The sequence below is a fragment of the Tsuneonella dongtanensis genome, from assembly GCF_001698205.1.
Lineage (GTDB): Bacteria > Pseudomonadota > Alphaproteobacteria > Sphingomonadales > Sphingomonadaceae > Tsuneonella > Tsuneonella dongtanensis.
In genome coordinates, this window is the sequence record NZ_CP016591.1 from 2,951,869 (window position 1) to 2,964,952 (window position 13,084).

The window sequence follows — 13,084 nt, forward strand, 5'->3', positions numbered from 1 at the left end:
GGTGCTCACTTGCATCGTTTCACTTTCGAGCCGTCGCAGCATCGGGCTCGAGCCAGACGTGCTTGTAGGGATGGTTGTCGAGCAGCTTGGGATGCCAGCCCTTCACCTGTTCATCCAGAAGGTACACGCGAGTGTACCAATAGATCGGGATGATCGGCATATCGGCCAGAAGGATCTCCTCGGCCGCGAGCATGTGACCGACCCGCTCCTCCTCGTTGCCAGCCTTGCGCGCAGCCTCGATCAGGGCGTCGTAGCGGCGGTTGCTCCAGCCGGTATCGTTGTTTCCGTTCCCCGTGGTGAACATGTCTACGAACGTCGAGGGATGCGCATAATCGGCGATCCAGCCCGCGCGTGCCAAATCGTAATTGAGGTTGGCCTGGTTATCGAGATAGACCTTCCATTCCTGATTGTAGATGCCGACATCGATACCGAGTTCGCGCCGCCAGAGCTCCTGTATGGCCTCCGCGATCTTGCGATGGGCTTCGTTGGTGTTGATCATGATCTCGGTCTTGGGAAAGCCCTTGCCTCCCGGGTAGCCGGCCTCGGCAAGCAGGCGCCTCGCTTCGTCCGGATCGAACTGCACGGCTCGAGATGCCGTGTAGCCCGGTATGCCTTGCGGTACGAAACCGGTGGCCGGGGCCTGGCCACCCTTGCTGACTTTCTCGACAAGCAGCTTCTTGTCAATTGCCAGCGCAAGAGCTCGGCGGACCCGGACATCGTCGAACGGCTTGCGGGTCACGTTGATGCGGTAGAAGTAAGTGCCGAGATAGGGGTCATTGCGCAGGTTGTTGGGCATCTTCTCGGCAAACACGGGGATTTTGTCGGGGAAGACGGTGTTCGTGAGGTGCAGCCGGTCGTTGCGGAACATCGTCTCTTCCGCGTTGACGTTGTCGATCGGAAAGAACCTGATCCCGTTGAGCTTGACCGTCTTGGCATCCCAGTAATCGGGGTTGCGCTCCACCTCGATCACCTGGTTCGTGACCCACTTCTTGAGGCGGAAGGGTCCATTGCCAACGAAATTGTCGATCGTGGACCAGCCGCTCTGGCGATCGGTCATCCCGCCATGCGCCTCAACCGCTCGCGGATTGACGGGGAAAAAGCTGTAATGCTGGAGCATCAACGGGAAATAGGATGTCGACCCGCCCAGAGTGACTTCAAGGGTCCTGTCGTCGAGCGCCTTAACCCCGACCTGCGAAAAGTCCTTCAGCTTGCCGGTGTTATATGCCTCTGCGTTCTTGATCACGTAGAGCATGGGCGCATATTCGCCGCCGAGCTCCGGGCTGAGAATGCGCTGCCAGCTGTACACGAAGTCTTGGGCCCGAACCGGATCGCCGTTGGTCCACTTCGCATCGCGCAAGTAGAACGTCCACTTGGTGAAATCGGCATTCGATTCCCAGCGCTCGGCCATGCCCGGGGAGGATTCCAGGTCGCTCGTCGGGTGGTACGCCACGAGGCCTTCGATGAGCGCCGATATGACGTGATTTTCAGGAACGCCGGTGACGATGTGCGGATCGAGCGCCTTTGGTTCGGTACCGTTGCCGAACAGCAGGATGCCTTCGCGCGCCGCGATGGTGCTTTCGCGCTCACGCGAACCGCACGATCCGAGTACTCCGAGAAGCGAGACGGCAAGCAGAATGCGCGCCACGCAGGACATCAAACTATTCAAGAGTGCGGCTCCTTGACGCCATGCAGCACACCACACCTCTCCGCGCATTGCGACCAAAAAACGTGCGGGTCGCCGAAAAAATTTCAATCGTAATCAGTTTTGTCGGCGGCGACATGACAGCAACGTGAACCATTCGTCGCCGAAAATAGCTACGGCGATGGCCAATATCGGGCGCAGACGCCGCTTGTCGTGATGCGCGCAAAGAGAGCCGCGCGAGGACTACGAATGGCGAAGGAAGCTCTGGTGCCGCTTACAGGACTCGAACCTGTGACCCCATCATTACGAATGATGTGCTCTACCAACTGAGCTAAAGCGGCACTCCGGCGCCTCTAGCCGCGGAAGGGTCATGCCGCAATCCGCGCCGAGAGGCGAAAAAGTGGAGGCCCGAGCCGGAATCGAACCGGCGTGCAAGGATTTGCAGTCCTCTGCGTAACCACTCCGCCATCGGGCCTCGTCCCCACCCGGACACGTGGCCCGAGCGAAGAAGCGGCCCCCTAGCGCCTTGCCTTCGCGAAGGCAATCGCCCGTTCAAACGGCTTCACTTCTTCGGCTCCACCGCCAGCGCGCCTGGGCGCCTTGGGTCCGCAGCGCCCAGCACGAGCCCGCGCTCGATCATGATCGACTGAGCACTTCCCTTGGTCTCGCCCGTCACCACTCGGTGCCCGAGCGCCTCGAGCGCCGCGACGGTGTCGGGGTTGAAATTGGGCTCCACGTCGAGCGGGCCGGACGAACCCTGGTATATGCGCGGCTGGTGCGTCGCTTCAGCCACGTTGAGGCCGAAATCGACCGTGTTCACCACCACCTGCACCACAGTGTCGATGATCGTGCTGCCGCCGGGAGTTCCGGTAACGAGCCAGGGCTTGCCGTCCTTCATCACGATGGTCGGCATCATCGTCGAAAGCATGCGCTTGCCGGGTGCGAGCGCGTTCTTCGGCGGCGGCGTGCCGGTGCGGCGCGCCTCGTAAGCCTGCTCGTGGCTGAAATTGTTCATCTGGTTGTTGAGCAGCACCCCCGTGCCTGCGGGCATCACACCCGAACCGAAGTCGGACCCCAGCGTGTAGGTCAGACTGACGACGTTGCCCTCCCGATCGACCACCGAAAGATGCGTGGTCGATGGGCTTTCGAATGCCAGCGGGTCGCCCGGCGCTAGGTCCTCGACCGGTTGCGCCTTTTTCGGATCGATCAGCCTGGCCCGCTGGGCCGCGTAGTCCTTCGACACGAAGCCCTTGAGCGGGACGCTGACGAAGCCCGTATCGCCGAGCACCTCGTAGCGATCCACATAGCCGAGCTTCATCGCCTCGGCCATCAGGTGGAGCGCAGCCGCGCTGCCCGCACCCTTCGACTTGAGGTCGAAATGCTCGAGCTGGTTGAGGATATTGAGCAAGGTAGCCCCGCCAGCACTCGCCGGCGGCGTGGTGTAAATCGCCAGCCCCCGGTAGCTGCCGACCAGCGGATCGCGCTCGATGGGGCGATATGCGGCAAGATCCGCTTCCGTGACGAGGCCGCCGTTGGCCGACATGTCGGCAGAGATACGGCGGGCGACTTCTCCCTTGTAGAACCCGTCCGCACCTTTGCGGGCGATCTGCCCGAGCGTCCAGGCGAGCGCCGGTTGCCGCAGGACCTCGTCCTTGGCGTAGAGCGCGCCGCCCGGCTTGGTGAAGGTCGCGAGGGCCGACGCGCTCTTCGACAGCCGCTCCTTGCCCCAGCCGAAGACGAAGGCCTCGTCCGCGGTCAGCGCCACCCCGTCGCGGGCGAGCTTGCGAGCCGGATCGACGAGCGCGCGCCACTTCGCGCGGCCCCACTTGGCGTGTGCGTGGGAAAGTCCCGCCACGGTGCCCGGCACAGCCGGTGCAAGGTAGCCGTAGTTCGCCTCTTCGCGCTCCTTCCCGTGCTCGTCGACGAACATCGCCGGGGTCGCAGCGGCAGGGGCGACGCTGCGAAAGTCGACCACGCGCGTGGCGTTAGTCTTCGCGTCGTGGACCATCATGAACCCGTCGCCGCCGATGTTGCCGGCGCGGGGCAACGTGACCGCGAGCGCGAAAGCGGTAGCAACCGCTGCATCCACCGCATTGCCGCCGTCGGCGAGCACTTGCGCGCCGACCTCGCTCGCCCGTGCGCTTTGCGAGACGACCATGCCGCGCGTGCCGACCGTGGGCGAATGGATCGACGGATATTCGAGCAAGTGCCGGCTCTGCGCCGATGCCGGCACAGGGACGGACAGCGCCATCGCAGCCGCGATTGCCAGGACCCGTCCCATCCAGAGCCGAAAGATGATCATGCTGTTCTCCTGATGGCCGTACCCTGCCGATGAGAGCCCAATGCGGAGCGCCGGGCAAGCCCCGTACAAAAAGAGTTATCTCGGCATACCGCGCCTTCTGGACGCGTGGAGCAAGACTGCTATCAACCCAGCTCTATGAACTTCGCCTCTCTCGTCGAAGCTGTGCCTTCCGACAATCGCCCGATCATCCTTCCCGGCGCCGCCAACTGGATGCAGGGGCGCACCCTGTTCGGCGGTGCGTCGGCCGCGCTGGCGCTGGTCGCCGCGCGCAAGGCCATGCCCGACTTGCCTCCGTTCCGCGGAGCCCAGGTCGGCTTCGTCGCGCCGGTGGGAGAGAACCTTGCCTTTTCGGTCTCTATGGTCCGGCAGGGCCGCAACGTGACCCAGGTGCGCAGCGACATCGCCTGCGACGGCAAACTCGCTCTGACTGCGCTCATGCTGTTCGGCGACGAGCGGGAGCCCAATGCGGTGCACCCCGCCGGCAAGGCCGATCCCTGGCCGGGGCCGCCCGAGGAGGCCGAGGACGTCCGTCGAGACGGAACCCCGACCGGGTTCTTCACCGACAATCTCGACATCCGCCGCGCGCAGGAGGAAACCGGCAAGGGCGTTCCGATCGTCCGTCGGTGGGTGCGATTGAGGGAGCGCGAAGGCCTCGACCCCGTGGTGCAGGCGGTCGTGCTCGGCGACGCGATGCCGCCCGGATCGATGCGCGCGATGCGGCGCCAGGGGCCGTTCTCATCGATCAACTGGAGCTTCAACGTGCTCGATCCCCAGGCGCGCACGCGCGACGGCTGGTTCCTTACCGAAGCGGCGAGCGACCACGCCGACCACGGCTATTCGAGCGAGCGGCTGCGCCTGTGGAACGCCGACGGGGAGCAGATACTCGCCGGGATGCAGGCGGCGGCGATTTTCGGCTGACCGGGGACTTCAAACGTCTTCGTAGCGTGCGGGGCGCTTCTCCATCCCCGCCATCACGGCCTCGATCTGGTTCCTGGTCCGCATGACCTTCATCTGCTCGAGGCTTTCGTCCATCAGCAGGTCGTTCGTCGCCTTATCGTGCATGGCGTTGGCCAGCCGCTTGGCGCCGCGGATGGCGTGCGGACTGCGGTCGGCGATGGTCGCGGCGATCGCGGTGGCTTTCGTGAGCGGATCCGCATCGACATGGGTCGCGAGGCCGAAGGCATAGGCTTCCTCGCCGGTGAATTCGCGGTTGGTATAGGTTAGCTCGCGCAGGAAATCGTCGCGGATCATGCCGCGCCACAGCGCATAGCCGCCCATGTCGGGAACGAGGCCCCAGCGCATCTCCATGATCGCCATGCGCGTGTCGGGCGCGACCACGCGGATATCGGCCCCACTCGCAATCTGCAGACCCCCGCCGAAGCAGACCCCGTGGACCGCTGCGATCACCGGGACGGGCAGCTTGCGCCACTGCATCGCGACCTGTTGCGGGCCGTTCGAATTGCCATAAGTGCGCTCGGTCAGCGGCGGTTCGTTCGAGCGGTCACGGCCCAGGCTCGAAAGATCGAGCCCTGCGCAAAACGCGCGGCCTTCGCCCGACAGGACCACCGCACGCAGGCCCTTCATGTCGTGCAGCGCCTGCCCTGCCTCTATCAGCCGGGCGAACATCTCTCCATCGAGTGCGTTCATCTTGTCGGCGCGAATCAGGCGCACTTGCGCGACCCCGTCCTCGCCCAGTTCGATCCGTACCCGATCGTTGTCGCGCATGTTCATCGCCGTGCCTCTCCTTCGAAAGCGACTAGTCGCGCAAGAGTGGACCGCTGTCTAGGCAGCCGGTGCAGGGCAATACCGCTTCAGGTAATCGTGATGCCCCGGCATGCGGTCGACCACGTGGCGGACTGATCGCTCGATCCCGTCGAGTTCGGTCTTGAGGTCCGGCGAGGAGATCCGGTCGGCCATCGGATTGTGGCCTTCCATGGCGATCCCCTGCCCCATCATTACCGCTGCCCAGCTCGTCTCGGTGAAAAGCTCGTCCTCCTCGCGGAAGATCTGCCCGTTGAGGCGGAACAGTGCGACCTTCTCGGTCAGCGAGTCCGGCACGTCCATCGTGCGAACGTAGTTCCAGAACTCCGAATCGTCGCGTGCGGTGGCGTTGTAATGCAGCACGAGGAAGTCACGGATGCGGACGTACTCCTTCGTCGTGAACCGGTTGAACGCATCTTCCTGCGCTTGCGTGATGCCCTGAAGGGACAGGAGTGCAATCAGCTTGTTCACCCCGGTATTGATCAGGTGGATCGACGTCGATTCGAGCGGTTCCATGAATCCAGCCGCGAGGCCGAGCGCTACGACGTTCCTGTTCCAGAACTTCTTTCGCCGCCCGGTGACGAAGCGCAGGAAATTGGGATCGGCCTGCGGCTTTCCGGCGAGGTTGTTGACGAGAATGTCGTGCGCTTCGTCGTCCGACATGAACTGGCTGCAATAGACGTGGCCGTTGCCGTTGCGATGCTGGAGGGGGACGCACCATTGCCAGCCTGCGGAATGCGCGGTCGCCCGGGTGAAGGGCGGCGGCGGGGAGCCGTCCTCGCGCTGGCACGGCAGAGCCACCGCACGGTCGCACGGGAGCAGGTGACGCCAGTCCTCGTACCCGGTCTCGAGCGCCTGCTCGATCAGAAGCCCGCGAAAGCCGGAGCAGTCGATGAAAAGGTCGCCCTCGATGACCGACCCGTCGGCCTTGGTCACCGAAGTGACGAAGCCGCTCTCGCCATCGAGTGTGACGTCGACCACCTTGCCTTCGCTGCGTACGACACCGCGTTTTTCGGCATAGCCGCGCAGGAACCGGGCGTAACGCGTGGCGTCGATATGGTAGGCGTAATTGACCGGCGGATAGTCTCCCGAGCGGTTGTAATCAGGGGTCCGTGCGAACTTGCCGAAATAAGCTGCCATCGTCTCGAGATTGAAGGCTTGGATCGGCCGCCGATCGCCTTCGACCCGCGCGCGGCGCCAGTGCTGGTGGAATCCGACCCCGTTGATCGGCAGGCCGTAGTTGCCGAAGGGATGGATATAGCTGTCACCCTGCTTGCCCCAGTTGACGAACTGGATGCCCAGTTTGAAGCTGGCCTGGGTGGCCGCCATCATTTCGCGCTCGTCGATTTCGAGGAGCTGGTTGAACTCGACGAATGGCGGGATCGTCGCCTCACCGACTCCGACCGTGCCGATCTCTTCGGACTCGATCAGTGTGATATCGAGCGCATTGCCCTCACGCAGGCGGGAAAGCGCAGCCGCCGCCATCCAGCCAGCAGTTCCACCGCCCACGATCACGATCCGACGTATCGGTTTCACGCACTCTCTCCCGATTTCCGCGGCGTGTGCCACGGTGCATTCGTATCTCCAAATGTGAACGTTCAATATTTGCTTGTGAACGTTCACGCAATCGCTTATCGGGACCCCTGAACGGGACCCGATTCCCGTCGTAAGACCTATTGATCTTGGGAGGATCGCTTGATTCGTCGTCACCGCTCCAGCACGGCTGCCCGCCGGCTTCTCGCTCTCTCAACAGCGTCGGGTCTCGCACTCCTCGCCGCCCAGCCGGTCTGGGCGCAGGATGCAGCCGAGGAACCCGCTGCGGAAGATGCCGAAACGGATGAAGACGACGGGATCGTCGTCACCGGGTTCCGTGCATCGCTGCAGAACGCCCAGAACATCAAGGAAAACGCCGACACGTTCGTCGACGTGATTACTGCCGAGGATATCGGCGCTCTGCCCGACCGTTCGGTCGCGGAGGCACTGCAGCGCGTTCCCGGCGTGAACATCGGCCGCTTCGAGAAGACGTCGGATCCCGACCGTTTCTCGGTCGAAGGAACTGGCGTGATCATCCGCGGCCTGCCCTTCGTCCGCTCCGAGCTCAACGGCCGCGACATCTTCTCGGCAAACGGGGGCCGCTCGCTGAGTTTCGAGGACGTTTCGCCCGAACTGCTCGGCCGCGTCGAGGTCTTCAAGAACGTCACCGCCGACATGATCGACGGCGGCATCGCCGGTACGGTCAATCTCGTCACCCGGAAGCCGCTCGACAAGCGTGGGTTCAACCTCGCCGGGTCGGTCGAGGCGAACTATGGGGACCTCCAGAAGGACTGGACCGGCGGTTTCTCGATCCTCGGCTCGAACACTTTCGAGACGGACGGCGGCACGATCGGCGTCCAGCTCGGCTACACCACGTCCAAGCTCAAGACCCGGACCGACGCGACGCAGCTGACCGACCCGTGCTATCGCGCGCGGACGCTCGACGGTCCCTGCGTCCGCGTGTCGCCGACTTCATCGGCTGGCGTGGGTGCCCCGGTCTTTGACGCGAGCAACTTCCCGCCGGCCAACACCGTTGTCGCGCCCAAGGGCGCAGGCGTGCGCACGACCGACCTCACCCGCGATCGCGAAGCCTGGTCTGCGGCGCTCCAGTACGAGGACCCCACCGGCGACTTCCTTATGACTTTCGAGTGGCTGCGCTCGGAAACGAAGTTCTTCACCGACGAATATGCCATCCTCGCCCTAGTCAACGACGACGCGCTGTTCCCGGTGCCTCGGCCTGGCACCACCTGGCAGTTCGACGAGAACGGTATCTTCCAGAGCGGCGTGCTGACCCAGCGCCCCGGCGATGCCTACGCGAATCCGTTCGGACGCGGCGGCATTGGCATGGAATCGCTCCGCTTCCAGCGCGGCGCCCGATCGGTCACCGAAGATTTCTCGTTCGACGCCACGTGGCAGGCCAGCGACCGCCTGCGGTTCAACTTCGAGGCCCAGCGGATCAAGTCCGACCTCTCTCGCAACTCGATCATCGGTGCGATGAACACCTGGGCCGACGTATCGATCGATGCCACTGGCAAGACCCCGCAGATCGAATTTCTTGCTCCGCAAGGGTCTCCCTCGGATTACTTCTCGAGCGGCTTCTACACCTACTACTGGTTCCTGCTCGACAGCATCGAACGCAATGACGGCGAACTCGACAGCCTGCGCTTCGATGCCGAGTACGACGTCAGTGACACCGGCTTCATCAAGAGCGTGCGCGTCGGCGGGCGGTGGTCCGATCGCGAACGCACGACGCGGGACACGGCCTTCAGCACCTGGGGCAACCTTTCGGCCCCATGGGCGGGACGCGCCGGCTGCGCGCCTTGGAATTCGGGCCCCAATTGCCCGTTCCAACCTGGCCGATTCTTCACCGGGCTTCCGGGTCAGGAAGGCGCAATCGGCGGCGGTGCCTACATCAGCGATTTCCCCAACTTTTCGCAGGTCCGCAATCCGTTTGCCGACAACTTCCAGCGGGGCAATGCGCCCACGCCGATTCCCAATGGAGCTGCATATTTCTTCGGCGGCGACGACTTCCTCGGCGAATATCTCTCGGGTACATCCAAGAGCCAGGCGCAGGCCATCAACGTCTTCTCGCAGACGCCGAACCCCTTCTTCGGAGTCGATGGCCGCGGGCCGACCTGCACGCCGTTCTGCCCTTCGGAAATCAACAGCGTTCGCGAAGTGACCAAGGCCGCCTATGCCCGGGTCGACTTCGGCACCGAGTTCGGAGGCGGCACCAAGCTCGATGGCAACATCGGCCTGCGATACGTGCGCACCCGGGTTCCCACCCAGGGCCTGATCGGCTTCCCCAGCCCGCTTTTCTTCGACACGGCTCCCGGCGGAAACCGTGACGGACGGGTGCAGGTTGCCGAGGTCGCGGATGCATGTACCCGCGTGCCTCCCGGCCAGACGCTGCCAGGCTATTGCGGCCTGACCCCGGCGCGGTTGCAGGAGTTCGTCGCAGCGTTCACCGGCGAGACCCTGGTCGACGATCGCGACATCGAATTCGAGCACTGGCTGCCCAGCTTCAATGCCAAGCTCGACTTCGGTGGCGGATGGCTGGCGCGCGTCGCGGTCTCGAAGGGCATTACGCGTCCCGAGCTCAATCTCTTCGGTTCGGGCGGTTCGATCAGCGACAACACCAACGACCTGCGCGCCGAGGGTACCCTCGCAAACGGCCCGCTGTTCCAGATCTTCAGCGGCAACCGCAACGTGAGGCCGATCTCTTCGTGGAATTACGACGCGTCGGTGGAATGGTACTTCGCCCGGGTGGGCTCGCTGACCGCGTCATTGTTCCTCAAGGAGATCAAGGGCATCCCGAGCAACGGTGCCGAGCTGCGTTCGTACACGAGCCCGAACGGTACGACGGTCGTGACCGAATTCAACGGCCCCCTCAACAGCGCGGGCGGTACGCTGAAGGGGGTGGAACTCGCCTACCAGCAGACCTACGACTTCCTGCCCGGCCTGCTCAGCGGCCTCGGTTCCCAGCTCACATACACTTATGTCGACGGCGGAGACTTCGTAAATACGCAGACGGGTGGAGGTCAGCGAAGCTCGTTCGCGGCGCAGCAGCCTTTGGCCGGCATCTCGAAGCACACTGTCAACGCGGTGTTGTTCTACGAAAAGGGACCGATCTCGGCCCGTGCGGCCTACAACTGGCGGTCGGACTTCCTGATCACCCCGCGCGACGACATCTTCCCATTCTCGCCGATCTGGCAGGAATCGGGCGGACAGCTCGACGCATCGCTGTTCTACACCGTGAACGACAACCTGAAGGTCGGCGTGCAAGGCGTGAACCTGCTCGACCAGGTCACCAGGACCAGCCAGGTGATCGACTTCGACGGCAATCGCGTAACCCGCTCGGCGTTCCGCAATGACCGCCGTTACACCTTCCTCGCGCGCTTCAACTTCTGAGGACGCCAGAACTGATCGCGACGGGCCCGGATCGTATCACGATCGGGCCCGCCGTCGATTGTGACAGAGGGTTGTGCAGGGTTGCCTTCACGCGGCCCTACGCCCTAGGGTTGGCGCTGCACAGGGACGCTTGGATGCGCGAAGCCTTTGCCGCGTCGATGAATTGGGGAACTACCTGACCATGGCTCGCCGCCGCCAGGCCGTTACCATCAAGCACGTGGCAGCAGACGCCGGTGTCTCGCTGCAGACGGTAAGCCGCGTTATCAACAAGGAGCCCAGCGTCCGCCCCGAGATGCAGGAGCGGGTTCAGGCCTCGATCGACCGGCTGGGATACGTGCCGTCGATCGCCGCCCAGCGCATGAGCGGCTCGCGCTCCTATCTCATCCTGGCCGTCAACGACCGCGAACGCACCATCGCCGACTGGCAAGCGCGGCAGGGCACCGACTGGGTGGACCAGATGCTGCTCGGCGGCATGCTCAAGTGCGCCGAACACGGCTACCGGATGATCATCGAACTCGTCGACACGCATGACGACCACGTCGAGCGTGAACTGGCGGCGGCAATCGCCGCGCTGCAGCCCGACGGGATCATCCTTACTCCCCCGCATTCCGACAATCCGCGCATCGTCGAATTTCTCGGCGAGCAGGGCATTCCCTTCGTTCGCATCGGCTCGCGCGAGAACAAGCACGGAATCCCCCTCACGATGGACGACACCCGCATGGCGAGCCTCGCCACGCGCCATCTGATCGACCACGGACACAAGCTGATCGGATTCATCGCCGGGTCGCCCGAGTATCGCCTGAGTGCGCGGCGGGTCAGCGGCTGGCAGGCAGCAATGGCCGAGGCGAGCCTATCGACCGACGGACTGCTGGCCGAGGGCGACTTCAGTTACGCCTCGGGTGAGCGGGCCGCGATCGCCTTGCTCGAGCGTCAGCCTCGCCCGACCGCGATCATTGCCAGCAACGACCAGATGGCGCTCGCCACTCTTGAGGTCGCCCGGGCGAAGGAAATCGCGGTGCCCGAACAGCTGTCGCTGATCAGCTTCGACAACACCCCGCTGGTGCATTTCACGCAGCCCCCGTTGACCGCTGTCGACCAGCCGATCGCTGAAACGGTGTCCTGTGCAGTCGACCTGATCATTCGCGCGCAGAAGGGCGAACCCTTGCCCGACGGGGTTACCACTGTGCACGGCTCGCTGGCCGAACGGGCATCGGTGGCACCACCCGCTTGACGCACCGGTGACCGCCGCCTCCTCACTGCGGTCGGTCGATCGCTTCGTACCCGTCTACGCGCTCGCATGGGCTGGCGGTGCCATCGCCTACACGCCTTTTCTCACTCTCCTGCTGCCCGAACGGATCGCGGACGCGGTGGGTGCCGAAAGCGCTGTCGATTGGCTGTCGGCGCTCGCGTTCTGCGGAGCCATTGCTGCGAGCGTGGCCAATATCGCGTTTGGCTACCTCAGCGACCTGACCGGCACCCGGCGCGGCTGGATTGCTGGTGGAATGGTGATTTCGTGCCTGTTGCTGGCGCTGTTCCCCCTGGTCGACGGGTTCTGGCCCCTCATCGGCCTGATCGTGCTGTGGCAGTTCGGGCTCAACATGATGCTTGCTCCCCTCGCGGCGCTGGCAGGTGACGTCGTCCCGGACCAGCGCAAGGGAACGCTCGGCGGCTTCCTGGCCTTCGCACCCGCACTGGGTGCGGCCAGCGGCGCCCTCGTGACCTGGCCGGGGCTGGCAGGCGCGGAGATCAGGCCGGGGATCGTTGCGGTGCTTGTCGCCGTCTGCGTTGCACCCGTCCTTTTCTCGAAGCTGCCTGCGCCGGTCGATCCCGATCTCCTCGCGGACCCCCAAACGCACTCTCGTCCAAAGCCCCCGGCGCGGATGGTGGTCGCGCGCATGTGGCTCGCCCGCCTGTCGCTCCAGGTCGCCGAAGCGGCGCTTTTTGCATTCCTTTATCTTTGGTTCCGGGCGGTCGACCCCTCGCTGGGAGCCAGCAGCACCGCGATCGTGTTCGGTGTCGTGCTGGCGATTTCAGCCCCGATCGCGCTTGGTGTGGGGCGCTGGGCCGACCGACATGACCGACCGCTCGCACCGCTTTCCATTTCCGCAGTCGTGTCGGCCGTTGGCCTCGGCCTGATGGCAGCCGCTCAGGGGACGCTCCCGGCCATCGCGGCGTATGGCCTGTTTGGCGTGGCGAGTTCGGTCTTTCTCGCGCTGCATTCCGCGCAGACGCTCCGCATCCTGCCAAGGCCTGCGCGACGCGGTCGCGATCTCGGCCTGTTCAACCTTACCAACACGACGCCGTCGCTGATCATGCCTGCGCTGGCGCTCGCCATGGTGCCGACGTTCGGATTTCCCGGACTGTTCGCGATACTCGCGGGACTGGCTGCACTGGCAGCAGTCCTCGTTCCCAGGCGAACTGGCTGAAATTCCTCA

General features: G+C 64.2%; 8 protein-coding genes and 2 tRNA genes. 4 read left to right on the top strand and 6 right to left on the bottom strand.

Annotated elements, in window-relative coordinates; genetic code table 11:
* Nucleotides 1-19 precede the first annotated feature (19 nt).
* The 4 genes from A6F68_RS14290 to ggt all read right to left on the bottom strand — a co-directional run bounded on the left by A6F68_RS14290 (nt 20) and on the right by ggt (nt 3,944).
* Nucleotides 20-1,666, bottom strand: coding sequence for a peptide ABC transporter substrate-binding protein (locus tag A6F68_RS14290; RefSeq protein ID WP_198152629.1), 1,647 nt, complete (start codon nt 1,664-1,666; stop codon nt 20-22).
* 241 nt (nt 1,667-1,907) lie between these two features.
* A tRNA-Thr gene (locus A6F68_RS14295) sits at nt 1,908-1,983 on the bottom strand.
* 60 nt (nt 1,984-2,043) lie between these two features.
* A tRNA-Cys gene (locus A6F68_RS14300) sits at nt 2,044-2,117 on the bottom strand.
* An 87-nt stretch (nt 2,118-2,204) separates the two neighbouring features.
* Complete coding sequence (gene ggt / locus A6F68_RS14305; protein ID WP_067681615.1) at nt 2,205-3,944, bottom strand: gamma-glutamyltransferase; 1,740 nt, start codon at nt 3,942-3,944, stop codon at nt 2,205-2,207.
* 135 nt (nt 3,945-4,079) lie between these two features.
* On the opposite strand from ggt, the gene A6F68_RS14310 reads away from it, so the two are divergent.
* Nucleotides 4,080-4,862 carry an acyl-CoA thioesterase gene (locus tag A6F68_RS14310; RefSeq protein WP_067681618.1) on the top strand — a complete coding sequence of 261 codons (783 nt, stop codon included), beginning with the start codon at nt 4,080-4,082 and terminating at the stop codon, nt 4,860-4,862.
* A gap of 9 nt (nt 4,863-4,871) precedes the next feature.
* On the opposite strand, the gene A6F68_RS14315 is transcribed toward A6F68_RS14310, so the two are convergent.
* Together A6F68_RS14315 and A6F68_RS14320 are read right to left on the bottom strand one after the other, a co-directional pair.
* The gene (locus A6F68_RS14315; protein WP_067681621.1) at nt 4,872-5,675 is read right to left on the bottom strand and encodes a crotonase/enoyl-CoA hydratase family protein; all 804 of its coding nucleotides are present in this window, start codon (nt 5,673-5,675) and stop codon (nt 4,872-4,874) included.
* Nucleotides 5,676-5,726: 51 nt separating this feature from the next.
* Nucleotides 5,727-7,241 (bottom strand): tryptophan halogenase family protein, encoded by a 1,515-nt coding sequence (locus A6F68_RS14320; RefSeq protein WP_257784453.1) that lies wholly within the window; start codon nt 7,239-7,241, stop codon nt 5,727-5,729.
* A gap of 159 nt (nt 7,242-7,400) precedes the next feature.
* Between A6F68_RS14320 and A6F68_RS14325 the strand changes: the two genes are divergently transcribed.
* From A6F68_RS14325 to A6F68_RS14335, 3 genes are all read left to right on the top strand, one after another.
* A complete protein-coding gene (locus tag A6F68_RS14325) occupies nt 7,401-10,649 on the top strand; it encodes a TonB-dependent receptor (protein WP_232308160.1) in 3,249 nt (1,082 codons plus the stop codon).
* A gap of 181 nt (nt 10,650-10,830) precedes the next feature.
* Entirely contained in the window at nt 10,831-11,880 is a 1,050-nt protein-coding gene (locus A6F68_RS14330; protein WP_067681627.1) for a LacI family DNA-binding transcriptional regulator, read from the top strand.
* A gap of 7 nt (nt 11,881-11,887) precedes the next feature.
* Nucleotides 11,888-13,075: an MFS transporter gene (locus A6F68_RS14335; RefSeq protein ID WP_067681630.1), complete on the top strand. Its 1,188-nt coding sequence runs from the start codon at nt 11,888-11,890 to the stop codon at nt 13,073-13,075.
* Nucleotides 13,076-13,084: the final 9 nt, after the last annotated feature.

What these genes read in the sequence shown, in the direction of transcription:
- A6F68_RS14315 (WP_067681621.1), bottom strand. Translation starts at nt 5,675, where the DNA reads ATGAACATGCGCGACAACGATCGGGTACGGATCGAACTGGGCGAGGAC.
- A6F68_RS14330 (WP_067681627.1), top strand. Translation starts at nt 10,831, where the DNA reads ATGGCTCGCCGCCGCCAGGCCGTTACCATCAAGCACGTGGCAGCAGAC.
- ggt (WP_067681615.1), bottom strand. Translation starts at nt 3,944, where the DNA reads ATGATCATCTTTCGGCTCTGGATGGGACGGGTCCTGGCAATCGCGGCT.
- A6F68_RS14310 (WP_067681618.1), top strand. Translation starts at nt 4,080, where the DNA reads ATGAACTTCGCCTCTCTCGTCGAAGCTGTGCCTTCCGACAATCGCCCG.